Source organism: Azospira restricta, from assembly GCF_016858125.1.
Taxonomy (GTDB): Bacteria; Pseudomonadota; Gammaproteobacteria; order Burkholderiales; family Rhodocyclaceae; genus Proximibacter; species Proximibacter restrictus.
Map to the genome: position 1 here is coordinate 599,097 of NZ_CP064781.1, position 24,553 is coordinate 623,649.

22 protein-coding genes are annotated in these 24,553 nt (G+C 70.9%); 10 read left to right on the forward strand and 12 right to left on the reverse strand.

Features of this window, described 5'->3' with window-relative positions; genetic code table 11:
• Positions 1-37 precede the first annotated feature (37 nt).
• Together IWH25_RS02855 and IWH25_RS02860 are read left to right on the forward strand one after the other, a co-directional pair.
• Entirely contained in the window at positions 38-1,195 is a 1,158-nt protein-coding gene (locus tag IWH25_RS02855) for a class I SAM-dependent methyltransferase (protein ID WP_203387852.1), read from the forward strand.
• 85 nt (positions 1,196-1,280) lie between these two features.
• A complete protein-coding gene (locus IWH25_RS02860) occupies positions 1,281-2,111 on the forward strand; it encodes a type IV pili methyl-accepting chemotaxis transducer N-terminal domain-containing protein (protein ID WP_203387853.1) in 831 nt (276 codons plus the stop codon).
• A gap of 4 nt (positions 2,112-2,115) precedes the next feature.
• On the opposite strand, the gene IWH25_RS02865 is transcribed toward IWH25_RS02860, so the two are convergent.
• A complete protein-coding gene (locus tag IWH25_RS02865) occupies positions 2,116-2,325 on the reverse strand; it encodes a hypothetical protein (RefSeq protein ID WP_203387854.1) in 210 nt (69 codons plus the stop codon).
• Positions 2,326-2,443: 118 nt separating this feature from the next.
• Between IWH25_RS02865 and IWH25_RS02870 the strand changes: the two genes are divergently transcribed.
• Positions 2,444-2,641, forward strand: a complete 198-nt coding sequence (locus IWH25_RS02870) for a YjfB family protein (RefSeq protein WP_203387855.1) — start codon at positions 2,444-2,446, stop codon at positions 2,639-2,641.
• Here IWH25_RS02870 and IWH25_RS02875 read toward each other — a convergent pair.
• Positions 2,638-3,441: an alpha/beta hydrolase gene (locus IWH25_RS02875; protein WP_203387856.1), complete on the reverse strand. Its 804-nt coding sequence runs from the start codon at positions 3,439-3,441 to the stop codon at positions 2,638-2,640. The two genes, IWH25_RS02870 and IWH25_RS02875, sit on opposite strands and share 4 nt — an antisense overlap.
• Positions 3,438-4,043 (reverse strand): glutathione S-transferase family protein, encoded by a 606-nt coding sequence (locus IWH25_RS02880; protein ID WP_203387857.1) that lies wholly within the window; start codon positions 4,041-4,043, stop codon positions 3,438-3,440. Before IWH25_RS02880 ends, IWH25_RS02875 begins: the two co-directional genes overlap by 4 nt.
• A gap of 192 nt (positions 4,044-4,235) precedes the next feature.
• Here IWH25_RS02880 and IWH25_RS02885 point away from each other — a divergent pair, with 192 nt between their 5' ends.
• The 5 genes from IWH25_RS02885 (at position 4,236) to IWH25_RS02905 (ending at position 12,190) form a co-directional block, all read left to right on the forward strand.
• Positions 4,236-5,927, forward strand: a complete 1,692-nt coding sequence (locus tag IWH25_RS02885; protein WP_203387858.1) for a ShlB/FhaC/HecB family hemolysin secretion/activation protein — start codon at positions 4,236-4,238, stop codon at positions 5,925-5,927.
• A gap of 81 nt (positions 5,928-6,008) precedes the next feature.
• Positions 6,009-10,817, forward strand: coding sequence for a beta strand repeat-containing protein (locus IWH25_RS02890; protein ID WP_203387859.1), 4,809 nt, complete (start codon positions 6,009-6,011; stop codon positions 10,815-10,817).
• The gene (locus IWH25_RS02895) at positions 10,783-11,520 is read left to right on the forward strand and encodes a FecR family protein (RefSeq protein ID WP_203387860.1); all 738 of its coding nucleotides are present in this window, start codon (positions 10,783-10,785) and stop codon (positions 11,518-11,520) included. Before IWH25_RS02890 ends, IWH25_RS02895 begins: the two co-directional genes overlap by 35 nt.
• The gene (locus tag IWH25_RS02900; RefSeq protein WP_203387861.1) at positions 11,505-11,993 is read left to right on the forward strand and encodes a tetratricopeptide repeat protein; all 489 of its coding nucleotides are present in this window, start codon (positions 11,505-11,507) and stop codon (positions 11,991-11,993) included. Before IWH25_RS02895 ends, IWH25_RS02900 begins: the two co-directional genes overlap by 16 nt.
• Complete coding sequence (locus IWH25_RS02905) at positions 11,993-12,190, forward strand: DUF2905 domain-containing protein (RefSeq protein WP_203387862.1); 198 nt, start codon at positions 11,993-11,995, stop codon at positions 12,188-12,190. Before IWH25_RS02900 ends, IWH25_RS02905 begins: the two co-directional genes overlap by 1 nt.
• Here the strand turns inward: IWH25_RS02905 and IWH25_RS02910 are convergent.
• Genes IWH25_RS02910 through IWH25_RS02920 form a run of 3 tightly spaced genes read right to left on the reverse strand, consistent with a single transcriptional unit; the run spans position 12,174 to position 15,074 of the window.
• Positions 12,174-13,394, reverse strand: a complete 1,221-nt coding sequence (locus IWH25_RS02910) for a multifunctional CCA addition/repair protein (protein WP_203389135.1) — start codon at positions 13,392-13,394, stop codon at positions 12,174-12,176. The two genes, IWH25_RS02905 and IWH25_RS02910, sit on opposite strands and share 17 nt — an antisense overlap.
• 50 nt (positions 13,395-13,444) lie before the next feature.
• Positions 13,445-14,077: a glutathione S-transferase family protein gene (locus IWH25_RS02915; RefSeq protein WP_203387863.1), complete on the reverse strand. Its 633-nt coding sequence runs from the start codon at positions 14,075-14,077 to the stop codon at positions 13,445-13,447.
• 34 nt (positions 14,078-14,111) lie between these two features.
• Positions 14,112-15,074 carry a complex I NDUFA9 subunit family protein gene (locus IWH25_RS02920; RefSeq protein WP_203387864.1) on the reverse strand — a complete coding sequence of 321 codons (963 nt, stop codon included), beginning with the start codon at positions 15,072-15,074 and terminating at the stop codon, positions 14,112-14,114.
• Between the two features lie 220 nt (positions 15,075-15,294).
• Between IWH25_RS02920 and IWH25_RS02925 the strand changes: the two genes are divergently transcribed.
• Positions 15,295-16,239 (forward strand): HPP family protein, encoded by a 945-nt coding sequence (locus IWH25_RS02925; RefSeq protein WP_238998981.1) that lies wholly within the window; start codon positions 15,295-15,297, stop codon positions 16,237-16,239.
• A 40-nt stretch (positions 16,240-16,279) separates the two neighbouring features.
• Here the strand turns inward: IWH25_RS02925 and IWH25_RS02930 are convergent, their stop codons facing one another.
• Positions 16,280-18,220 carry a lytic transglycosylase domain-containing protein gene (locus IWH25_RS02930; RefSeq protein WP_203387866.1) on the reverse strand — a complete coding sequence of 647 codons (1,941 nt, stop codon included), beginning with the start codon at positions 18,218-18,220 and terminating at the stop codon, positions 16,280-16,282.
• Positions 18,221-18,302: 82 nt separating this feature from the next.
• Here IWH25_RS02930 and IWH25_RS02935 point away from each other — a divergent pair, with 82 nt between their 5' ends.
• Positions 18,303-18,896, forward strand: a complete 594-nt coding sequence (locus IWH25_RS02935) for a 5-formyltetrahydrofolate cyclo-ligase (RefSeq protein WP_203387867.1) — start codon at positions 18,303-18,305, stop codon at positions 18,894-18,896.
• 9 nt (positions 18,897-18,905) lie between these two features.
• Here the strand turns inward: IWH25_RS02935 and IWH25_RS02940 are convergent, their stop codons facing one another.
• From IWH25_RS02940 to ilvA, 5 genes are all read right to left on the reverse strand, one after another.
• Entirely contained in the window at positions 18,906-20,045 is a 1,140-nt protein-coding gene (locus IWH25_RS02940) for a MalY/PatB family protein (RefSeq protein ID WP_203387868.1), read from the reverse strand.
• Positions 20,042-20,980, reverse strand: a complete 939-nt coding sequence (cysK, locus tag IWH25_RS02945) for a cysteine synthase A (RefSeq protein ID WP_203387869.1) — start codon at positions 20,978-20,980, stop codon at positions 20,042-20,044. Before cysK ends, IWH25_RS02940 begins: the two co-directional genes overlap by 4 nt.
• Before the next feature lie 36 nt (positions 20,981-21,016).
• Positions 21,017-21,892: an EAL domain-containing protein gene (locus IWH25_RS02950; protein WP_203387870.1), complete on the reverse strand. Its 876-nt coding sequence runs from the start codon at positions 21,890-21,892 to the stop codon at positions 21,017-21,019.
• Positions 21,893-21,902: 10 nt separating this feature from the next.
• Positions 21,903-22,898, reverse strand: a complete 996-nt coding sequence (locus IWH25_RS02955) for a sulfate ABC transporter substrate-binding protein (protein WP_203387871.1) — start codon at positions 22,896-22,898, stop codon at positions 21,903-21,905.
• 105 nt (positions 22,899-23,003) lie between these two features.
• Positions 23,004-24,515, reverse strand: a complete 1,512-nt coding sequence (gene ilvA, locus IWH25_RS02960; RefSeq protein WP_203387872.1) for a threonine ammonia-lyase, biosynthetic — start codon at positions 24,513-24,515, stop codon at positions 23,004-23,006.
• Positions 24,516-24,553 lie beyond the last annotated feature (38 nt).

The following is a 24,553-nucleotide window of genomic DNA, read 5'->3' on the forward strand; positions in this document are numbered from 1 at the left end:
GTAAAATAGCGGCTTTTCGCCCGCCGCTTCCACGCCCATGGCCCTGCCCACCCCCGACCCCGACGCGCTCGCGCACAGCCGACGCCTGACGCGGCACATCACCGACGAGATCGCCGCCGCCGGCGGCTGGATCGATTTCGCCCGCTTCATGGCGCTGGCGCTCTACGCCCCGGGGCTGGGCTACTACTCGGGCGGCGCGCGCAAATTCGGCGCCGCCGGCGACTTCGTCACCGCGCCGGAGCTGACGCCGGCCTTCGCCCAGACGCTGGCGGCGCAGGCCGCGCAGGTGCTGGCGGCCAGTGCGCCGCACATTCTCGAAGCCGGCGCCGGCTCCGGCCGGCTCGCCGCCGACCTGCTGCAGGAACTGGAACGGCGCGGCGCGCTGCCGGAGACCTATGCCATCCTCGAACTCTCCGGCGAACTGCGCGAACGGCAGCGCGAGACGCTGGCGGCGACGGTGCCGCATCTGGTCGACCGCGTGCGCTGGCTCGACCGCCTGCCCGAACGCTTCGACGGGCTGGTGCTGGCCAACGAGCTGCTCGACGCGCTGCCGGTGCACCTCGTGCGCTGGACCGACGACGCGATCCTCGAGCGCGGCGTCGCCTGGGACGGCGACGAGTTCGTCTGGCAGGAGCGGCCGGCCGCCGGCGCCGTGCTGACGCGCGCGCAGACGCTCGCCGGCGAGGGCGTGCCGGGCGGCGGCTACCTGTCCGAGATCGGGCTGGCCGCCGCCGCGTGGACCGCGTCGTGGGCCGACCTCCTCGGCCGCGGCGCGCTGCTGCTGATCGACTACGGCTTCCCGCGCCGCGAGTTCTACCACCCGCAGCGCAGCGAAGGCACGCTGATGTGCCACTACCGCCACCACGCCCACCCCGACCCCTTCTACCTGCCGGGGCTGCAGGACATCACCGCGCACGTCGACTTCACCGCGATCGCCGAAGCCGGCACCGAGGCCGGGCTCGACTTCCTCGGCTACACGACGCAGGCCGTCTTCCTTTTCAACTGCGGGCTGACCGAGGTGCTGGCGCGGACCCCGGCCGACGATCCGCGGCGCTACCTGCCGCAGGCCAATGCCGCGCAGAAGCTGATCTCGCCGGCGGAGATGGGCGAGCTGTTCAAGGTCATCGCGCTCGGCCGCGGCATCGCCGAGCCGCTCGTCGGCTTCGCCAGCGGCGACCGCAGCGCGACGCTGTAGCCGCCGCCCGTCGGCGGCGTTTCATCGGGCTGCAACATCGGGCGGGTGTAATGCGCGGCATCGCAGCCACGTCTACCGCTCCCCGATGAAGACCGCACTCGCCGCCGCCCTGCTCGCCTGCTCGCTGTTCACCGCCACCGTTCACGGCGCGCCGGCGCCTGCCGGCCGTCCCGCCGTCACCCAGGAACTCGTTGCCGCCGGCGAACTGCGCCTGCAATCGCAGCGGCTGGCCAAGCTGTGGCTGCAGGCCGGCCTCGGCATCAACGCCGGCGCCGCCAGCCGCCAACTCGCCGACGGCGTCGTCCGCTTCGAACGCAGCCTCGCTGCGCTCGGCCATCTGGCCCGCAACGAGCACACGCAGAAACCGCTGCAACGCATCGGGGAATTGTGGACGGAGTACCGCAGCGTCCTGCTGCTGCCCTACGGCAGCGACGGGCTGGCGGCGGTGAACCGCCTCGCCGACGAGCTGATGCTGGCCAGCGGCCGCCTGTCGCTGCGCGTCGAGGCGCAGGCCGACGGCGGCGGCGGCCGCCTGCTCGACCTGTCGCTGCGCCAGAACATGCTGGCGCAGCGCCTCGCCCGCCTCTACCTGCTGGCGCAGGCCGGCGACCGCTCGCGCGGCCGTCTGGTGGACATCGAGCAGGCGCGCAAGGAGTTCGCCACCGCCCTCGACGAACTCGCGGCCGCCAGGGAGAACACGCCGGCCAGCCGCGAAGCGCTGGCGCTGGCGCGCGGGCAATGGCTGTTCTTCGAGCGCGCGCTGGCGGAGATCGGCAAGCCGGGCAGCCGCGCCGACCATGTCGCGACGACCAGCGAGCGCATCCGCGAGGTGCTCGACGAGGTCAGCCGGCAGTACGCGGCCGATCTCGATACGCCGCAGCTGGCGACGGCGGCAGTGGCGCCCCGCCGCAACTGAGCATTCAACGACCGACCATCCCCTGCGCGGCATAGAGCCGCGCCAGATAGCCGTCGACGTCGGCAACCGGTTCGCGACGCTCGGCCACGGCCTCCTGCAGCCGCGCCTCGACGCGCGGCACCTCGGCCCAGCCGGCGTTCAGCACCTCGTCGTCGTACGCCACGACGCCCTCTTCCACGATCCTGCCCGTATCCATTTCCATGACGATCACCATGCCGACCTCCCGACGGGGCGTCCACAGTTGATTCAACGGACGGGCCGCAAAAAGGTTGAGCCCGCTTTACTTCGCCGGGAAGCGGGCGATAATGGAGTCGTTCCCGAGGAGTTTCGAGATGGATCTAGCCGCCGTCGCCAGCACCGTTTCCGCACTGTCCGCCCAACAGGCCGGCGACGCCGTCGGCACGCTGGTGCTGAAGAAGGCGCTCGACCTCCAGGCGCAGAACGCCGCGCAGCTGCTCGCGGCGCTGCCGCAGCCGGCGCCGTACAACAACCCGCCGCACCTCGGCGGCAAGGTCGACCTGTTCGCCTAGCCGGCGACCTCCTGCAGCCAGTCGCGGATCGTTTCCGCGACGTGCTGCCAGTCCCGTTCCAGCATCACGCCGTGGCCGAGGCCGCGGAAAATCCGGTCCGGCACGCCGTAGGTGCGCGCCGTCGACTGCACCAGGAAAGGCGGGATCAGCACGTCCTTCTCGGCGCCGAGCACCAGCAACGGCGGCCGGCGCATCGCCGGCAGGTTGGGCAGCCCGAACATCGACATGTCCCAGATCGCGCGCTGCGATTCCGGCTGCATCAGCCGGTAGTAGCGGGCGAGCGTGTCGTCGCTCACTTCCTGCGCGAACAGCGCCTCGCGCAGCACGCCGAGCGCGACGTTGCCGCCGCCGAGCAGGCGGTTGATCTCGATCATCAACCCGGGTTTTTCGAAGAGCAGCGAGAACTGCGCGGCAACCAGGCCCTGCGGCGGCACCGAGCACATCAGCACCGCCGCCGGTGCCGAGTGGTGCTCGAGATACTTCTGCACGACGAAGCCGCCCATCGAGTGGCCGATCAGCACCGGCGCCGCGTCGAGGTCGGCGGCAACCGCCGCGACGTCCTCGACGTAGTCGTGGATGCTGCACCAGTCGATGCGCCCGTGCCCGTCGCTGCCGCCGTGGCCGCGCAAGGACAGCGCGTGCGCGGAAAAACCCTGCGCCGCGAACCAGGGCAGGAAGTGCTCGTCCCACACCCAGGCGCCGGCGAAGGCGCCGTGCACGAACAGCAGCGGCGCCGCGCGGCGGCGCTGCGGCGGTTCGCAGGAGAGGACTTCGAGGCTACCGACGCGGCGGGCGATCATGCCGGCACCGCCATGCCGCGCTGCACCGCCGGCCGCGCACCGACGGTCTCGAACCAGCGGCCGACCTGCGGAAAATCGGCGAGCTCGACCTGCTGCCAGGCGTGCCGCGCGACCCACGGGAAGGTCGCGATGTCGGCAATCGAATAGTCGCCGGCGAGGTATTCGGCTTCGCCCAGCCGCGCCTCGAGCACGCCGTAGAGCCGCCGCGTCTCCTTCCCGTAGCGTTCGATCGCGTAGGGCACCGGCGCCGGCGCGAAGCGCAGGAAGTGGTGCGCCTGGCCGAACATCGGCCCGACGCCGCCGATCTGGAACATCAGCCACTGCAGCACGGCGTAGCGCGCCGGCCCGGCGGTCGGCAGCAGGCGGCCGCATTTCTCGGCGAGATAGACGAGGATCGCACCGGACTCGAAGACAGTCAGCGGCCCGTCGTCGTCGACGATCGCGGGAATCTTCGCGTTCGGGTTGATGGCGACGAATTCGGCGGCGAACTGTTCGCCGCGGGTGATATCGACCGGCCGGACCGTGTAGGGGATGCCGCACTCCTCGAGCATGATCGAGACCTTGCGACCGTTGGGGGTGGCCCACGTGTAGAGAGTTATCATCCGCCCGATTGTCGCCGCCGGCGGCGTTTTCCGGAATCTGTTGCGCTTGCCGTCGGCGTCGCGGACGCGATCGGCGTTGCTTGGCCGCAACATTTTCGCGGCCGCTACCGTCACCGCTACATTTTTCATCAAAAACAGGATGAAATTCAGTAAGATGGGAAAGGTTCATAAAGACAATTCTGGAAAATTCCGATGATCCCGGCACTGCGCAAGAATTTCTGCCGCGGCATCGCCGCCGCATTGCTCGTCGCCACCGGCACGGCGACGGCCGAAGAGCTGTTCGAGATCCGGCGGATCGAGGTCGGCGGCAACACGCTGCTCGCCGACGACGCCGTGCGCCGGCTGACCGCCCCCTTCGTCGGCCCGGACAAAGGCTTTCGCGACATCCAGATGGCGCTGGAGGCGCTCGAAGGCGCCTATCGCGCCGCCGGCTACACCGCGGTGCAGGTGATCACGCCGGAGCAGGAACTGACCGGCGGCACGCTGCGCCTCGAGGTCCGCGAAACGCCGGTGGCCACCGTCACCGTCGCCGGCAACCGGCATTTCAGCGAAGCCAACATCCGCGCCACGCTGCCCTCTCTGCAGGAGGGAAAGACGCCGAACGCGCGCCTGCTCTCGGAGAACATCCAGCTCGCCAACGAGAACCCGGCGAAGCAGCTCGACGTCGTGCTGGCGCTCTCGGAAAAGCATCCGGGCCAGCTCGACGCGACCGTCAATGTCGAGGACGAGCGCCCGTTCCGCGGCTTCGTCAACGCCGACAACACCGGCACCCGCCTCACCGGCCGCCACCGCCTCGGCGTCGGCCTGCGCCACTCGAACCTGTGGGACCGCGACCACACCGCGACCTTCGCCTACACCGGCTCGCCCGACAAGCCGGACGGCACCAAGGTCGACATCTACAGCCTCGGCTACCGTTTCCCGCTCTACGGCATCGGCGACAGCATCGACCTCTTCTACGCCAAGTCGAACATCGACACGCCGGCCGCCGCCTTCACGCTGGGCGCCTTCGAGAACCTGACCGGCAAGGGCGAGCTCTACGGCATCCGCTGGAACCACTATTTCCAGCGCCGCGGCGAGTGGTCGACCAAGCTGATCGTCGGCTGGGACGTCCGGGCGATCGCCACCACCTGCACCGGCCCCAGCGGCGAGAAGGACTACCTGAAGGGGCTCTCCGCCGGCTGCACGCCGTACACGACGCGGCCGCTCAGCGCCACCTACGCCGGCACCTGGCAGCGCCCGGGCGTCGCCGGCGACTTCAGCGCCGGCCTCGCCTACAACCTCGCCACCGGCCAGCACCACGAATACAGCACCGTCGACGGCAAGACCGGCAACGACCGCTACTCGCTGGTCGCCGGCAACCGCAACACGCGCGACGACTTCACCGTGCTCCGCCTCGGCGGCAGCGTTTCGCAGCTGCTGCCGGCGAACTGGATGGCACGCGTCGCCGGCTCGCTGCAGTCGAGCTTCCGCTATCCGCTGCCGCCGGCGGAGCAGATCGGCCTCTCCGGCGCGCAGACCGTGCGCGGCTTCCACGAGCGCACCGTCGCCGCCGACTCCGGCTACGTCGTGAACGTCGAGCTCTACGCGCCCGACGTGGCGCCGCTCTTGACGCTGCCCGGCAACCTGCGGCCGCTGCTCTTCGTCGACGCCGCGCGCGGCTACAGCTACGGCATGCCGACGCGCGACGCCGGCCGTACCGGCACCGAGCCGGCCGGCATCATGAGCGCCGGCCTCGGCCTGCGCTACAGCTACAAAAAGGACGTGCAGGTCCGCTTCGACGTCGCCAGCGTCGTCGACGCCGGCCCGGCGGAAGACCTGAGCGATGCCTCGAAGACCCGCAACGGCGACTGGCTGGGGCATTTCAACATCGTCGTCGGCTTCTGACGACCGGCCGTCGGCGGCGGCTTGCGGTCGCCCGCCGGGGGTCGTAGCCTGCAAACTTGATCGAGCGAATTCGGGGGAACCATGGCTCGCAACGAACCCGGCCGCTGGCCGCTGAAGCTGATCTGCGCCGCGCTCGCGGCCTGCTTCGCGCAGGGTGCGGCGGCGCTGCCGAGCGGCGGCAACGTCGCCAGCGGCAACGCCGCCTTCGCGCAGAACGGCAACACGCTGACCGTCACCAACTCCAACCGCGCGATCATCAACTGGGGCAGCTTCTCGATCGGCCGTGGCGAGACCGTCGTCTTCAACCAGGGAACGAGCAGCAGCGTGCTCAACCGCGTCGTCGGCGTCTCCGTCGACGGCCGGCTGGTCATCGCGCCGTCGGAAATCCTCGGCGTGCTGCAGTCGCCGGGCAAGGTCTTCCTGATCAACCCGGCCGGCACGCTGATCGGCGCCGGCGCGGTGATCGACGTCGGCGGCTTCGTCGCCTCGTCGCTGATGCTCTCCGACGCCGACTTTCTCGCCAACCGGCTCAATTTCACCGAGGTCGCCGGCGCCGGCGACGTGAACAACTTCGGCACGATCAAGAGCACCTCCGGCGGCAGCGTCTACCTGATCGCGCCGAACGTCGCCAACCACGGCATCATGCAGGCACCGAACGGCGAGGTCGTCCTCGCCGCCGGACGCAGCGTCGAGCTGATCGACTCCGGCACGCCGGGCGTCAAGGTCGCCGTCAGCGCCGGCGGCGAGGCGCTCAACGTCGGCCAGCTGCTCGCCGAATCCGGCCGCATCGGCATGGTCGGCGCCATCGTCCGCCAACAGGGAACGGCCAGCACCGCCAGCCTCGTCCGCGAGGGCGGCCGCATCTTCCTGAAGGCGACGCAGAGCGCCGAGTTGGCGACCGGGTCGACGACCCGGGCCGACGGCACGCAGGGCGGCTCGATCACGGTCGATGGCGGCGGCCTGACCACCGTCGCCGGCAGCATTTCCGCGACCGGCAACACGAGCGGCGGCGGCCGCGTCGAGCTGCTCGGCGACCGGGTCGGCCTCTTCGCCGGCGCCGACATCGACGCCTCCGGCGCCACCGGCGGCGGCACGGTACTGGTCGGCGGCGACTATCAGGGCAGCAATGCCGAGGTGCGCAACGCGCAGATCAGCTATCTGGACGGGGCGGCGACGATCCGCGCCGACGCGCTGCAGTCCGGCGACGGCGGCAAGGTGATCGTCTGGGCCGACGACACGACGCGCGCCTACGGCACGATTTCGGCGCGCGGCGGCGCGAAGGGCGGCGACGGCGGCTTCGTCGAGGTCTCGGCCAAGGGCCATCTCGACTACCGGGGGCTGACCGACACCCGGGCGCCGAACGGCAAGGCCGGCACGCTGCTGCTCGATCCGAACGACATCACCATCGACAATTCCGCCGGCGAAAGCATCAACGGCACGTGGAACCCGCCCGGTTCCCCGTCGCCGACCGACTACGCGTTCACCAGCAGCGGCGGCGCCTCGTCCAACATCCACTGGAGCACGATCGTCGGCCAGCTGGCGCTCGGCAACGTCGCGCTGTCGACCAGCGGGCCGGGCTCGGCCAACGGCGACATCACCTTCGCCAGCAACATGTACAGCTACAGCAGCACCAACGCGCTGACCTTCCTCGCCCACCGCAACATCACCTTCAACGGCGGCGGCATCATCAACTCCGCCGCCGGCGACATCGGCCTGGTCGCCGGCTGGAACGGCAGCTTCGCGGCGCCGGCTGCGACCGGAACCGCCGGCAGCGTCTGGCTGAAGAATTCGTACATCCAGACGCAGGGCCAACTGAAAATCCTTGCCCGGAACGACATCAAGCTCGACGCCACCGCGGCCGGTGGCAGCGCACTGCTCTCCTCCGCCGGCGGCGCGCAGTGGATCGAAGCCGGCGGCAGCGTGCTGCTGCACGGCGGCATCGGCGGCCAGGCGATCATCGACTACAACGGCGGCGGGCTGCAGACGGTCAAGGCGACCAACATCGAGGTCAAGGCCGATCCCAATACCAGCGCGGCGTCGAGCAACTACTGGGCGCGCATCCGCAGCCAGGCCAGCCAGACGATCGAGGCGACCGGCACCATCACCGTCGCCGGCGGCGGCAGCGCGGCCTTCGGCGGACGCGACAACTACGCCGAGATCGCCGCCTGGGGCACGCAATCGGTCAAGGCCAACATCTTGACGCTGACCGGCGGCGCCGGCACCGGCGGCGACGGCTACAACAACTTCGCCAAGATTGCCCAGGAAAGCAGCAGCGGCAGCCAGAAGATCACCATCACCGGCGGCGGTCAGCTCAACCTGCAGGGGGGCACCGGCACCGGCACCCTCGGCTATGCGCCGGCGGGCTGCGGCGGCTGTCCGTCCAGCAACAACCACGCCTCGATCTGGAACTCGGGGTCCGGCGGGCAGGAAATCGACTTCGTCGCCGGCGGCTCGCTGCAACTCACCGGCGGCAGCAACGGCACCAACAACTTCGCCGCGATCGAGCACAACAACAGCGCCGGCCAGCAGAAGATCTGGAGCTCGACCGCCAACAACCCGGCGATCACACTGGCCGGCGGCAGCAGCGGCGGCACGACGGTGGTCGTCGCCGGCAACGACTACCAGCTGAGCAACGACGCCAGCATCTTCGCCAAGGGCAGCCAGCTCGTGAAGGGCGCGAACATCCAGCTGAGCGGCGGCAGCGGCACGGCCACCGGCGCCTTCATCGAGGCCGACGGCGCCCAGCAGGTGGTCGCCACCGGCAACGTCACGCTGACCGGCGGCAACAACTCGCTGGAGAACGAGGCCAGCATCGGCAGCGAGACCTCGCAGCTGATCAGCATCACCGGCGCTCTGAGCCTGACTGGCGGCGGCGGCGGCGCCTCGCCGGCCGGCGCGGCGATGATCACCGCCCCGACGCAGGACATCACCGTCGGCGGCAGCGCGACGCTGACCGCCGGCAACAGCAACGCCACCGGCGACTACGGCATGGGCGCCGGCGCGGTGATCGGCTGGGACGCCAGTTCCGACATTTTCCTCGACGTCACCGGCGCGCTGTCGATGAACGGCAGCAACGCCACCAACCAGGCGATGATCGGCGCCGCCACCGGCAGCGCCGCGGTCGAGATCCGCGCCAGTGCGATCACCACCACCGCCAATTCCGCGATCGGCAACTGGGACGGATCGATGGGCGGTTCGGTCAAGCTGACCGCGACCAGCGGCGCGATCTCGCTGCCGGCCAACAGCACGCTGCGCACCGCCTCGCTGACAGCCAGCGCCGGCAGCAGCATCAGTTTCCTCGGCAACGACTACGTCGACTTCGTCACCCTCACCGCGGGCGGTCCGGTCAGCTACCACACGGCGAACGGCAACACGACGCACATCACGACGATCAACGCGACCGGCGCCATCGACGTCGTCGGCGACATCGGCAGCACCTCGATCGCCCTCGGCACCTTGACCACGACCGGCACCTCGAACATCTCGGTCAGCGCGCAGGGGCAGATCCTCGACGACAACGGCAGCGGCACCGTCAACCTGACGACCGGCGCCGGCAACATCGCGTTGACCAGCCAGGTCGGCACGCCGGTCGCCGGCACGCTGGCGATCAGCGCCGACGTCGCCACCAGCGGCCAGGTCACGGCCAACGTCAACGGCGGCCCCTACGGCAGCATCGTGATCCGCGACGTCGGCACCACCGCGGTCAACTACGCCGGCCTCACCGCCAGCGCCGCGACGAGCGAAGGCAACGTCAGCTACTTCCGCTACGGCAACCTCGATATCGGCGGCGGCACGACGCTGATGCTGACGCCGAAGACCGGTGCCGGCGCGGCGATCGGCGCCAGCGGCGACATCCAGGTGTCGGCCTCGCTGTCGATGAGCGGCGCCAAGGACCTGCTCGCCGCCGGCGGCGACCTGACCTTCGCTGGCGGCACGCTGACGATGAGCGGCGACGGCACCCTCGTCGCCGGCGGCAACCTCAGCGTGACCGGCGGCAACGTCTCGCTGCAGGGCACGAACAATGCCGTGTTGGCCGGCGGCCTGCTGAGCATCGCCGCCGGCAGGACGATCACCGCCGGCATGGGCACGCTCGGCGTCGCCGCCAGTTCGATCGACGTCGCCGGCACGCTGTCCGGCTTCAGCGACACCTTCGTCTATACACCGGGCACGCTGGCCATCAACGGCGGCAGCCTGCTCAGCACCGCCGGCAACCTCTACTTCATCGCCGAGGGGCCGATGAGCGTGACCGGCAGCGTCAGCGCCGCCCAGGGGATCGTCGGCAAGGCGCTCGGCGGCCTGACGCTGGGCGCCGCGGCCGGCGGCAGCGGCACGATCAGCGCCAACGGCGGCGTCCTCGACCTGGTCGTCGGCGGCCCCGGCATCGCGATGTACAACGGTTCCTACCTGAACTCGACCGACGCGACGCAGCCCTACGGGGGCCTGATCACGCTGTTCTTCCCCGGACTCTCGGCGGGCGGCTCGCTGATCGACGGCGCCGCGAGCTTCGCCGGCGGCTACAAGGTCGGCGGTGCGCTGACCGACCTCGGCCAGGGACTCGACGTCACCTACGGCATCCTCAGCAACCCGGTGTCCGACGCGATCATCGCCGCGACCCTCTCGACATCCACATCCGCCGGCGACACCAGCCAGACCACCAACTCGGCGACGCTGGTCGCGGCGACGACAACGACCAGCAGCACGACGACAAGCACCACCGAAACGACGCAGACGATCGGCGGCACCGGCGACACCTTCGGCGGCACGACGAGCGGCGATGGCACTACAAGCAGCGGCGACGGCGCATCGTCGACCGCGCAGGGGACCTCGACCAGCGGCAGCAAACAGGAAGACAGGAATGCGAAGAAGAAACCCGCCCAGTGCAGCGCCTAAGCTGCTGACCGCCGGCGCACTGCTGCTCGCCGCCTCGCTCGCGACCGCCGGGCCGGCCGGCACGGTGACGCATCTCTCGGGAACGATCTCGGCGAAGCGCGCCGACGGCAGCAGCAAGCTGCTGTCGATCAGTTCCGAGATCCAGGAGGGCGACGAGCTGACGACGCAGCGCGACACCTACGCGCGGATCAAGTTCGCCGACGGCGGCGAGGTGGTGATGCGGCCGGAAACCGCGCTGAAGATCGCCAGCTACGCCTACGACGAGCAGAAGCCGGGCGGCGACAGCGTCGTCCTCGGCCTGCTGCGCGGCGGCCTGCGCGCGATCACCGGCCTGATCGGCAAGCGCAACCGCGACGCCTACAAGGTGCAGACGACGACGGCGACGATCGGCATCCGCGGCACCCACTTCGGCGCGCTGCTGTGCGCCGACAATTGCATCGGGGTGCCGACGGTGTCCGGGCAGGCACCCGACAACGGCCTGCACGTCGACGTCGCCAACGGCGCCATCGTCGTCACCAATACCGCCGGCCAGCAGCTGATCAGCGCCGGCCAGTTCGGCTTCGTCCGCGACAGCCTGACGCCACCGGTGATCCGGCCGCCGCAGGAGGGCATCCGCGTGACGATGCCGCAGGCGGTCAGCCAGAACAACGCGAGCGGCACCGGCATCGGCCGCGACAACCAGACGCAATGCGCGGTCCAGTAGCCGGGGCGGCCGCGTTGCTGCTGGCGACGCTCGTCGGCAGCGCGACCGCAGCGACGGCAGCGGCGACCGCCTTCGCCGACCTCGCCGCACCGCTCGAAATCGTCGTCGACCGCGACCCGTCGCGCGTCGCCGCTGCCAAGCGCCTGGCGCGGCTGCATGCCGAGACACGCGACTGGGCGGCGGCCTGGCGCGTGCTCGAACGCTCGCTGGCGCATGCCGGCCGCGATGCCGAATACCAGGGCTTCGCCGGTACCGTGCTGCGCCAGCTGAAGCGGCCGACGGACGCTGCAGCGGCTTACCGGCGCGCGGTCACTCTGCAGCCCGACGACGGGCGGTGGTGGCTGGGCCTGGCGCTGGCGCTGGACGATGCGGGGCGCAAGACGGAAGCGCGGCAGGCCTTCGCCGCCGCCGGCGAGCGTCGCGAAACGCTGCCGCCGGTGCTGCAAAAGCTCGCCGAGCGGCGTGGCCGCTGATGGCCAAGTGGCTGCTGACGGTCGCCGTCGTCGTGATCGTGCTCGGCCTGCTGACGCCGGCGCTGCGCCGGCATCTGCCGGGGCGGCGGCTGCCCGGCGACGTGACGCTGCGCTGGCGCGGCCGCGACTATTTCTTCCCGTTTGCGACGACGCTGCTGCTGTCGCTGCTGTTCGTCGCCATCAGCCGGCTGTTTTGAGCGCCGCCACGGCCGCCACGCGGGCGGCGTGGATGCGTTCGCGGATAAGCTCCGGCGCGTCGGCACAGGCGCGCGCGATGTCGCCGGCTGGCACCGCCTGCACCGCCGCCAGCGCCTGCCGCAGAATCGCCGCCGGGGCATAGGGCCGGTCTGCCCAGCCGAGGCGGCCGTTGAAGTCGGCGGCACAGGCATCGAGCAGCTGCAGGAAGCGCTGCGGCCGGCGCAGCGCATCGCAGCGCTCGATCAGGCGGACGACGGTATCGGCGCGCAGCTCGGCGGCGCGGTGGATGTCGCCGTGGTAGCGCGCGGCGAGCACGGCCAGGTCGCGGCAGTCGGCCGGCACCTTCAGGCGCGCGCAGACCGCTTCGGCCAGCTTGACGCTGCGCTGCTCGTGGGCGATGTGGCGCGGCCATTCGGCCGCCGGCGTCGTGCCCTTGCCGAGGTCGTGCAGCAGCGCGGCGAAGCGCACCGGCAGCGCGCCGCCGGCGCGCGCCGCGGCGTCGATGACCAGCATCACATGCACGCCGGTGTCGATCTCCGGGTGGTAGTCGGCGCGCTGCGGGACACCCCACAGGCGGTCGAGTTCGGGCAGCAGACGGGCCAGCGCGCCGCACTCGCGCAACACGGCGAACATCCGCGACGGCACCGCCTCCATCAGCCCGCGCGCCAGCTCCTGCCAGACGCGCTCGGGCACCAGCGCGTCGACCTCGCCGTTATCGACCATCGCCTGCATCAGCGCCCGCGTTTCCGGTGCCACCGTGAACTCGGCGAAGCGCGCGGCGAAGCGGGCGACGCGCAGGATGCGCACCGGATCCTCGACGAAGGCCGGGCCGACATGGCGGAAGACGCGCGCGGCGAGGTCGCGGCGGCCGCCGTAGGGATCGACCAGCGTGCCGTCCTCGCTTTCGGCCATCGCGTTGATGGTCAGGTCGCGGCGGGCGAGGTCCTCTTCCAGCGTCACCTCCGGCGCCGCGTGGAAGGCGAAGCCGGCGTAGCCGGGCGCGGTCTTGCGCTCGGTGCGGGCGAGCGCGTATTCCTCGTTGGTCGCCGGATGCAGGAAGACCGGGAAGTCCTTGCCGACCGGGCGGAAGCCGCGCGCCAGCATATCCGCCGGCGTGGCACCGACGACCACGTGGTCGCGGTCCTGCACCGGCAGCCCGAGCAGGCGGTCGCGCACGGCGCCACCGACGACGTAGGCCCGCAGCGGCGGCAGGTCCTTTTTCGGGCGCGACGGCACGCGGGAACGGGGGAAGCTCAGGCCGGACGGGCCGCCAACTCGGCGGCGGCGCCGGCGCGCCACGCCTGCATCGCCGGCAGCGCCAGCATCGCGTCCATCCAGGCGCGGACGACCGGCGGCACGGCGACGGCATAGGTGACGAAACGCCAGACGACCGGCGCGTACATCGCATCGGCGATCGAGAAGGCGCCGAACAGGAAGGGGCCGCCGGCGCCATGGCGGACGCGGCAGGCTTCCCACAGCGCGAGGATGCGCGCGATGTCGGCCTCGCTGTCCTGGGTGCGCCCTTCGCCCGGCTTGAGCGCGCAGACCTCCATCGGCATGTTCTGGCGCAGCGCCGCGAAACCGGCATGCATCTCGGCGCTGACCGCGCGCGCCTCGGCGCGGGCGGCGGCATCGGCCGGCCACAGCGTGGGCGCCAGCTCGGCGGCGTATTCGCAGATCGCCAGCGAATCCCAGACCACGATCCTGCCGTCGATCAGGCACGGGACCTTGCCCGACGGCGAGTAACGGAGAATCTGGTGCCGCGTGTCCGGCTGGCCGAGGCGGATGTTCACCTCGGCGAAGTCGATGCCGGCGACCGAGAGCGCCAGCCAGGGGCGCAGCGACCACGAGGAGAGGTTCTTGTCGGCGATCACGAGCTGGCGCATGCTTCGTCTCCCCTTGCGGATGGGCTGGGCCGGCTCAGCGGCCGGCGTGGTAGCGGAAGTCGTCGAGCTTGGACTTCGGCGCCACCTTGCCGAGGTAGGTCGGCGCGACCGCTTCCAGCGCCGTCGGGTTCCAGCCCGGGTAGGTCTGGCCGTCGGCGCTGGCGACGCTGTCGACGTCCATCGAGCGCAGGTTGTCCGGCGACATCGGCGGGTTCGGCAGCAGCCACAGGATGCCGGCCTGCAGGTAGGCCCACAGGTCGGAGAGTTCCTTGACCTTCTTGTGCTGGTTGCCGGTCAGCTCGCGCACGTACTCGACCAGCTGGCGCAGCGTATAGACCTTCGGGCCGCACAGCTCGTAGCGCTGGCCGAAGGTGGCGAGATTCTCGATGCAGGCGACGAAGGCGTCGGCGACGTCGCCGACATAGACCGGCTGGAACTTCGCCTTCATGCCGCCGGAGGCGAAGAACGGCGCCAGCTTGAAGACCCGGGCGAAGGTGTTGAGGAACTTGTCGCCGATGCCGAAGATCACCGACGGGCGGAACACGGTGACGTCGAGGTCCTTGGCGGCGGCCATGACGATCGCCTCGCCCTCGCCCTTCGAGCGGAGGTACTCGGAACATCCGGCCGGATCGGCGCCGAGCGCGCTCATGTGCACCAGGCGGCGGACGCCGGCCTGCTTCATCGCGGCAACGATCTTCTTCGGCAGCTCGACGTGGGCGGCGGCAAAGCCCTTGCCGTAGGGCAGGCGCGAGTCGTGGTCGTGCAACACGCCGACCAGGTTGATGACCACGTCCTGGCCGCGCATCAGCTCGACCAGCGTCGCCTCGTCGTGGATGTTCGCTTCGACCACCTCGACCGTCGGCAGCATGATGTTGGCCTTGTTGCGCTCGCGGCGGCGGGTCGGGATGGTGACGCGCACACCGGCCTTCGACAGGCGGTTGGCAATCCAGGTACCGACGAAACCGCTTCCTCCCAGAAGCAATGCATTCTTGATCATGATCGAATCCGACTTGTTTATGGTGGCGTAAAGGGCCGTATTTTAAGGCAAATCCCGCCGCGGCGGGGCATTTGCGCGCGTTCCGGAGAAGCCGCGGGCGGCCGCGGCGCACGCTCGCCGCCTGCGGATAAACATCATGTCTTGATATTTTTGCCAAATCGTTCAGAATGCCGGGCGACGGCGGATGTTCGACCCCCGCCCCTCGTCCCAGGAATCAGGCGTGAAGCATCCGCATCCCGACCGGCGCGTCAAGGCCGGCAATTTTCTCGGCGTCCCCGCCGCCGTCCCGCATCTCAGCGAGCAATGGACCGCCGCGCTCGGCGCGCTGCTGGGCATGGCCATCGCGTTGCTGGCGACGCACGCGCTGCTCGGGCGCAGCGCCGCAATCTTCGTCGTGCCCTCGCTCGGCGCCGCCGCCGTGCTCGTCTTCGCCGCGCCGCACAGCGTCTTCGCGCAGCCGTGGGCGGTGCTCGCCGGCAACCTGCTGTCGGCGCTGGTCGGCGTCGCCTGCCAGCGCCTGCTGCCGGAGGCGACGCTGGCCGCGGCGGCGGCGGTGGCGCTGGCGATCGCCGCGATGCACGCGGCGCGCTGCCTGCACCCGCCCGGCGGCGCCACCGCCTTGGCGGCGGTGATCGGCGGCCCGGAGATCCACCAGCTCGGCTTCGCCTACGCGATCTACCCGGTCGGCGTGAACTGCCTGCTGCTGATCGCCGCCGGCATCGCCTTCAACTACCCGTTCGCCTGGCGCCGCTACCCGGCCAGCCTGATGCGCTACGTCCATGTCGACGCGGCGCCGGGCGCCGGCGACACGGTACCCGACGCGACGCACGTGCGCCGCGCGCTGGCGCGCTTGAACGTCGTCGTCGACGTCGGGCCGGAGGAATTGCAGGAAGTGATCGAGCAGTCGCTGGCGCTGGCGCGCGAAGAGCGCGGCGGGCCGCCGCCGGCCTTCGCCGTCGGCCGCTGCTACGGCAGCCGCCGCCCGGGGCGGCACTGGTCGGTGCGCCAGATCGTCGAGCGGCACGCAGGTGCGCGGCCGGAGCACGACGTGCTGGTCTACCGCATCGTCGACGGCAAGGGCCGGCACCGGCTGGGCAGCTGCACGCAGGCCGAGTTCGCCCGCTGGGCCGGCCGCGAGCTGCGGCCGCGCCAGGCGGCCCGCTGAACGGCGCCGCCGGCCGTCACCGGCACCGCCGGGACGCCGGTCAGGGCAGGTCCTCGCCCTTCGCCGCCTCCGCACGCGGACCGATCACGCCGAGCCGCGGCTTCAGCGTCTGCGGCCGGCCCTCGAACAATGCGGCGTAATAGACCGAGTTGCTCATCACCTTCTTCACATAGTCGCGCGTCTCGTTGAAGGGGATCGTCTCGGCGTAGATGGCGCCTTCCAGCGGCCGTTCGGCGCGCCACTTGCGGGCGCGGCCGGGGCCGGCATTGTAGGCGGCGGAGGCGAGCACCGGATGGTTGTCGAGGCTGTCCATGACCATGCGCATGTAGCTGGTGCCGAGCAACAGGTTGGTCTCGGTGTCGTTGACGTTGCCGTGGTGGTAGTTGGCCAGCCCGATTTTCTTCGCCACCCACTTCGCGGTCGCCGGCATCAGCTGCATCAGCCCGGAGGCGCCGACCGAGGAGCGGGCATTGCTGATGAAGCGGCTCTCCTGGCGCATCAGGCCGTACACCCAGGCGTCGTCGACCGCCTGCTTCTGCGCCGCGGGGCGCACCTGCTCGTTGAACGGCGCCAGGTAGCGCAGGCTGTAGTCGTGCTCGCTCCTGGTGCGGTCGGCAGCGGCGATGGCGCGGTCGAAGACGTCGTTGCGCTTGGCCAGCTCGGCGGCGGCGAGCAGCTGGCGGTCGTTCATGCCGCGCAGCGTCCAGTTCCATTCGCGCACCCCCTCGACCCGCATGTTCAGCCGGATCAACGCCAGCGCCCGCTTCAGCCCCGGGTTGCCGGCGGCGGCGGCGAGCTCGTCGCGGGTCGGCGCCGCCGCCGCCGGCGGCACGCGGATCGGGCGCTCGAGTTCGTCGTCGGCGAGGTTGCCGTAGAAGTTCGGCTGCCCGGAAATCTTCTGGAACAGCGCCTGCGCCTCGGTCAGCCGGCCGCCGGCGAGGTGTGCGCGGCCGAGCCAGTAGATCCATTCCGGCTGCGCGGCGAGCGCCGGCGGCATCCGCTCGATCGTCGCGTGCACCACCCCCCATTCCTGTGCGCGCAGCGCGGCGCGCACCTTCCACTGCGCCACCTCGTCGGAGAGCGGCGCGTCGCCGGCCTGGCGGAACCAGCCGACCGCTTCCGGCAGGTGGCGCGTCGCCGCCTGCCAGCCGATCTGCGCCCAGGCCCAGCCGCGCTGCCCCTCGTCCAGCTTCGCCGCCAGCTTCTCCAGCTGTTCGACAGCCTGGCGCGGATCGTTCTTCGCGATGCGCTGGATCGCGAGCACGGCGAGCTCGCGGCCGAGGCGCTTGTCGGCCCAGTTCGCCGGCAGCTTGACCAGCATCGGCAGCGGCCGCTCGAGCGCCGCGTCGAGCTGCGCCGCGCTCGGCGTCTGCGACGGCGGCAGGTAGTTGGTGCTGTAGCGGGCGGCGGCGAGCCTGTTCGCCTCGAACTGCCGGCGCACGCGCGCCCAGACCTCGTCGGCGAGCACGCGCTTCTCCCAGATCAGCGCCTCGAGCACTGGGTAGCACGGCTCGGGCGGTTCGAGCAGCGTCAGCCACAGCGGCAGCGCTTCGTCGAGCATGCCGGCGTCGCCGCGCGCGCGCCGGCTCTGCAGCGCGTAGCAGGCGAGTTCTTGGTCAGGGGTCGCCAGCTTGCCGTACTCGGCATCGAATTCGCCCCACTGCTGCTGCTTGCCGAGCGCCTTCAGCCAGTCGCCGCGCAGCTTCTCGGCGAGGTAGGTGCGCTCGTGGCGGGCGAGGAAGGCGTGCGCGCTGGCGGCGTCGAGCTGGTCCGGCAGGCGGCCGACCAGCAGCCAGTAGTCGACGTAGTCCTCGAGGTCGTGGCCGCGCAGCTCCGGCGCCAGCCGCTCGAGCTTGGCGCGGTCGCCGGCACGGAAGGCGTCGCGGGCGGCGAGCAGGCGCTCGTCGCTCGGCGCGGCGGCGGCGAGCGGGGCGACGAACAGGAGGGCGGAAAGCAGCGCGGTGCGGCGGAAAAACGTCATGTGATAAGCTGCGGCAAAGCGTCGGCGACCCAGGAAAACCGGGCCTCGGCGGGGATCAACGGGGTGCCGCGAGCATAGCACAATGGCGACGGACAGACGTTCCGCAGACGGCGAGTTTCGGCAGAAATTGCGCCGCGAGATGATCGCGCGCCGGCAGGCGCTGCCGCCGGCCGAACTCGCCCGCCGTTCGGCGGCGATCCGCGCGCACCTCGACGCCGCCTTCCCGGCGCTCGCCGAGCGGATCGTCGGTTTCTGTTGGCCGGTGCAGAACGAGCCCGACCTGCTGCCGCTGGCCGCGGCGCTACGCGCACGCGGCGGCCGCGTCGCGCTGCCGGTGGTGGTGCGCCCGGGCGAGCCGCTGGCGTTCCGCGAATGGTGGCCGGAGCAGCCGCTGCTGCCGGACCGCTACGACATCCCGACGCCGACCGACGGCGACTTCCTGACGCCTGAAGTGCTGCTGCTGCCGGTGAACGCCGTCGATGCCGGCCACTACCGACTCGGCTACGGCGGCGGCTTCTTCGACCGCACGCTGGCGGCGCTGTCGCCGCGCCCGCTGGCGATCGGCGTCGGCTTCGACTTCCAGCGCGTGGACAGCATCCGCCCGCAAGCGCACGACCTGCCGCTCGACGCGATGGTGACCGAATCGGGTTGCCGGCGCCCCGCCGGCGAGGAATGAGCGCCGCCCCTACGCGGCGGCGGCGACGCCGGCGGCCAGCCGACGCAGCGCCTCGTCCAGCGTCGCCGGCGGGCAGCCGAAATTGAGACGCAGCCAGCCCGGCGCGCCGAAGTCGGCGCCGTCGGAGAGCCCCAGCCCGTGCGCCTCGAAATGCCGCTGCGGATGCAGCAGCTCGAGTCCGCGCACGTCGATCCAGGCCAGGTAGGTGGCCTCGACGTGCGTCATCGCCAGCGGCGGCAGCGCGGCGACCGCCGCCTCGACGCGGTCGCGGTTGCGGCGGAGCACGGCGAGCAGCGCCTGGCGCCAGTCGTCGGCGCCGGCGTAAGCCGCCGCACAGGCGACGAAGCCGAGCGCGTTCACGTGCGGCACGATGCCGGCCATCGCGCGCGTGAAGGCGCGGCGCAGCGCGGCGTCGGGGATCACCGCGAAGGCGCAGCCGAGGCCGGGAACGTTGAAGGTCTTCGACGGCGCCATCAGCGTGATGCTGCGCGCCGCGAGGTCGTCGCCGAGCGTCGCCCACGGCCGGTGGCGGCGGTCGTCGAGGACCAGGTCGCAGTGGATCTCGTCGGAGCAGACGACGAGCTCGTGGCGGCGGCAGAAGGCGGCGAGTTCGGCCAGTTCGCGCTCGTCCCAGGCGCGGCCGACCGGGTTGTGCGGGTGGCAGAGCAGCAGCAGGCGGGTCTCGGCCGTCGTCGCCGCTTCCAACGCCGACCAGTCCCAGGTCCAGCGGCGGCCGTCGTGCACCAGCGGCACGGTCGCCAGCGGCCGGCCGGCGAAGCGCGGCGCCGACAGGAACGGCGGATAGACCGGCGTCGCCGTCAGCACGCCGTCGGCGACGGCGCGGCAGGCGATGTTGAGGCCGCTGACCAGCCCCGGCAGCCAGACCAGCCAGTCGGCGTCGATGCGCCAGCCGTACTCGCGTTCGAGGTGGCCGAGCACCGCCGCGACGAGCGCCGGCGACGGCTCGGCATAGCCGAAGACGCCCTGCGCGACGCGCTGCTGCAGCGCCTCGGTGACGGCCGGCGGCGCCGCGAAATCCATGTCGGCGATCCACAGCGGCAGCACGTCGGAACCGGCGTAGCGGTTCCATTTCACCGAGTCGCCGCCGGCGAAGTCGACGACGCGGTCGAAGCCGAAGGGGTCGCTCACACTTCCAGGTGCGAGTAGAGCGCGGTCGACAGGTAGCGCTCGCCGAACGACGGGATGACGACGACGGTCAGCTTGCCGGCGTTCTCCGGCCGGCGCGCGACTTCCAGCGCGGCATGCACGGCGGCGCCCGACGAGATGCCGACGAGCAGGCCCTCCTCGGTCGCCATGCGGCGCGCCATCGCGAACGCGTCGTCGTTCTTGACGCGCACGACCTCGTCGTAGACCTCGGTGTTCAGCACCTTCGGCACGAAGCCGGCGCCGATGCCCTGGATCGGGTGCGGCCCCTTCTGGCCGCCGGACAGCACCGGCGAGGCATCGGGCTCGACGGCGACGATCCGCACGCCGGGCTTCCTCGCCTTCAGCACCTCGCCGACGCCGGTGATCGTGCCGCCGGTGCCGACGCCGCCGACGAAGATGTCGACCTGGCCGTCGGTGTCGCGCCACACCTCCTCGGCGGTCGTCTTCCGGTGCACCTCGGGGTTGGCCGGGTTCTCGAACTGCTGCGGGATGAAGTAGCGCGCGTCCGCCGCGGCGAGCTCCTCGGCCTTGCGGATCGCGCCGCCCATGCCGTCCGGCCCCGGCGTCAGGATCAGTTCGGCGCCATAGGCCTTCAGCAGCAGCCGGCGCTCGCGGCTCATCGTCTCCGGCATGACGAAGGCGCACTTGATGCCGCGCGCGGCGCAGACCATCGCCAGGCCGATGCCGGTGTTGCCCGAGGTCGGCTCGAGCACCACGGTGTCCGGGCCGATGCGGCCGGCGGCCTGCGCGGCGTCGATCATCGCCGCCGCGATGCGGTCCTTGACGCTGTGCGCCGGGTTGAAGAATTCGAGCTTGGCGACGACCGTGCCGGCGATGCCGGCGGTGACGCGGTTGAGTCTGACCAGCGGCGTGTTGCCGATCAGGGCGGTGACGTTGTCGGCGATGTTCTGGGCCATGTCCGGCGCTCCGGGTAAGTAATGACGGGCAAAAGTTTACTCGCGAATCGCCGCCAGCGTCACGGCGTCGAGCGCGAGCGGCGTTCCGGCATCGTCGCGCAGCAGCGGCGCCGGCGGCGCGAAATGGTGCCCCTGCAGGAAATCGGCGGCGAAGGCGCGCGCCAGCGCCAGCTGGCGGGCGGCGGCGACGTGCGTGGCGACGACCTCGGCGCCGGCCGCGCGCGCCCGCGCCGCGGCCTCGGCGGCGACGGTCGCCGCCGGCGTCGCGCCGCGCCAGCGCTCGAGGCGGCGGACGTCGAACTTGACCAGTTCCGGGCGCAGTGCGGCGAGCAGGTCGCCGCCGAGGTCCGGCCCGGCTTGGTCGATGGCGATGCGATAGCCGCGCGCACGGTAGGCGGCGAGCGCATCGGCGAGCGGCGCCGGGTCGCCGGCCAGCTCGCCGGCGCGCAGCTCGAAGACGATGCGCTCGGGCGACAGGCCGCAGCGCTTGAGGATGGTTTCGAAGACCAGACCGTGCCCGGAGCCGACCGCACGCACGTGGCGCGGCTCGACGTTGAGGAAGAGCAGGCCGCCGCCGCCCTTCGCCTGCTGCAGGTAGTTGAGCGCATGCAGCGTGCGGCACAGGCGGTCGAGAAAGACCAGCGTCTGCGGCGACGCGGCCTGGGCGAAGACGTCGCTGGCGGTGAGCGCCTCGCCGTCGGCCGATTCGGCGCGCAGCAGCGCCTCGTGGCCGACGACCTGGCGGCCGCGCACCGAGAACAGCGGCTGGAAGACGCTGCGCAGCAGCAGCCCGCCGTGCTGCGCGACGACGCCGGCCGGCGCCATCGCCAGGGCGTCGCCGGGGCAGACCTCGGGGCCGTAGGTCTTGCGGTTCTCGCGGTTCAGGTAGTGGATCAGTTCGGCGACGGGCATGGCATCCCTCCTACTTGCGCTTGACCAGCTGGTCGAAGGCGGCGCCGTCGGCGAAGTGCGCCGGCTGCGCCTTCCGCCAGCCGCCGAAGACCTCGTCGATGGTAAACAGCTTCACCGCCGGGAACTGCGCCGCGTACTTCGCCGCCACCCGGGCGTCGCGCGGGCGGAAGTAGTGTTTCGCGGCGATCTCCTGCCCTTCCGGCGTATACAGGTAGTCAAGATACGCCTTCGCCAGCTTCTGCGTGCCGTGTTTTTCGGCGTACTTGTCGACGACGGCAACCGGCGGCTCGGCGAGGATCGACAGCGAAGGCACGACCAGGTCGACCTTGTTCGGCCCGATCTCCTTCACCGCCAGATGCGCCTCGTTCTCCCAGGTGATCAGCACGTCGCCGATGCCGCGTTCGAGGAAGGTCGTCGTCGCGCCACGCGCGCCGGAGTCGAGCACGGCGACGTTGCGGTAGATGCCGGCGACCAGTTCGCGCGCCTTGGCCTCGCTGCCGCCCGGCTGCTTCAGCGCGTAGCCCCACGCCGCCAGGTAATTCCAGCGGGCGCCGCCGGAGGTCTTCGGGTTCGGCGTCACCACCGACACGCCGGGGCGCGCCAGGTCGGCCCAATCGCGGATCTGTTTCGGGTTGCCCTTGCGCACCAGGAAGACGATCGTCGAGGTGTAGGGCGAGGCGTTGTGCGGCAGGCGCTTCTGCCAGTCGGTCGGGAGCAGCTGCTGCTCGGCCAGCAGGTCGATGTCCCAGGCCAGCGCCAGCGTGACGACGTCGGCCTCCAGCCCGTCGGCGACCGAGCGCGCCTGCTTGCCGGAACCGCCGTGCGACTGGCGGATCTTCGGCACCTCGCCGCCGCCGGCCTGGACCTGGCGCGCGAAGGCGGCGTTGAACTCCTGGTAGAGCTCGCGTGTCGGGTCGTAGGAAACGTTGAGCAGCCCGCTCTGGGCGAAGGCGCTGGAGGCGAGGACGACGGCGCCGGCGAGGGCGGCGCGCAGTAGCTGTTTCATGGCGGGACTCCGTTCATAGGCTGGGGAAAGCGAATGAACGGAGTCTATTCAGCGCGCGTTATTCCGCAAAAGAATCGTTTTAGATAAAACTATAACCAAAAGGAATTAACCAAGGAAAAGCTTGTACGCCGGGTTCTGCGTCTCCTCCCAGTGCGCGTAGCCGAGGTTCTGCAGGAATTCCTTGAAGGCGCCGTTCTCCGCCGCCGGCACCTGCATGCCGACCAGCACGCGGCCGTAGTCGGCGCCGTGGTTGCGGTAGTGGAACAGCGTGATGTTCCAGCCGGCGCTCATGTTGTTCAGGAAGTTCATCAGCGCGCCCGGCCGCTCGGGGAACTCGAAGCGGTAGAGGATCTCGTTCTCGATCCCCGGCACGTGGCCGCCGACCAGGTGGCGCACGTGCAGCTTGGCCATCTCGTCGTCGGTCAGGTCGAGCGTCGGGTAGCCGTGCTTCTGCAGGCTGTCGACCAGCTTCAGCGACTCGGCGCGGTTGGCGACCTGGATGCCGACGAAGACATGCGCCTCGTTGCGGTCGTTGTAGCGGTAGTTGAACTCGGTGATGTTGTGCGAGCCGATCAGCGCGACGAACTTCTTGTAGGCGCCGGGCCGCTCGGGCAGCGTCACGGCGAGCACCGCCTCGCGCTGCTCGCCGATCTCGGCGCGTTCGGCGACGAAGCGCAGGCGGTCGAAGTTGGTGTTGGCGCCGGAGGCGACGGCGACCAGCGCCTTGTCCTTCAGCCGGTGCTTGGCGGCGTAGGCCTTGGCGCCGGCGATCGCCAGCGCGCCGGAGGGCTCGAGGATCGAGCGCGTGTCCTCGAAGACGTCCTTGATCGCCGCGCAGATGGCGTCGGTGTCGACCAGGATCACCTCGTCGAGCACCTCCTTGCAGACGCGGAAGGTCTCCTCGCCGACGAACTTGACCGCGGTGCCGTCGGCGAACAGGCCGACCTGGTCCAGCCGCACGCGGCGGCCGGCGGCGAGCGACTTCGCCATCGCGTCGGCGTCGAAGGTCTCGACGCCGATGACCTTGGTTTCCGGGCGCAGCCGCTTGATGTAGGCGCCGACGCCGGCGGCCAGCCCGCCGCCGCCGATGGCGACGAACACGGCGTGGATCGGCTTCGGGTGCTGGCGCAGGATCTCCATGCCGATCGTGCCCTGGCCGGCGATCACCTCGGGGTCGTCGAAGGGGTGCACGAAGGTCAGCTTCTCCGCCTTCTCCAGCTCCAGCGCGTGCGCGTAGGCCTCATCGTACGAGAGGCCGGCGAGCACCACCTCGCCGCCGCGGTTCCGCACCGCCTGCACCTTGATCTGCGGCGTCGTCGTCGGCATCACGATCACTGCCCGGCAGCCGATCTTGGCGGCGGAGAGCGCCACGCCCTGCGCGTGGTTGCCGGCCGAGGCGCAGATCACGCCGCGCTTCAGCTTCTCCGGCGAGAGGTGGACGATCTTGTTGTAGGCGCCGCGCAGCTTGAACGAGAACACCGGCTGCATGTCCTCGCGCTTGAGGTAGATACGGTTGCCGACGCGCCCCGACAGGTTGGGGGCGAGATCGAGCGGCGACTCGATGGCAACGTCGTAGACCTGCGCGTTGAGGATCTTTTCCAGGTAGTCCGGGTGCATGGTGCGCTTCTTCCTTGAACGAAGGGCGAATTCTAGCA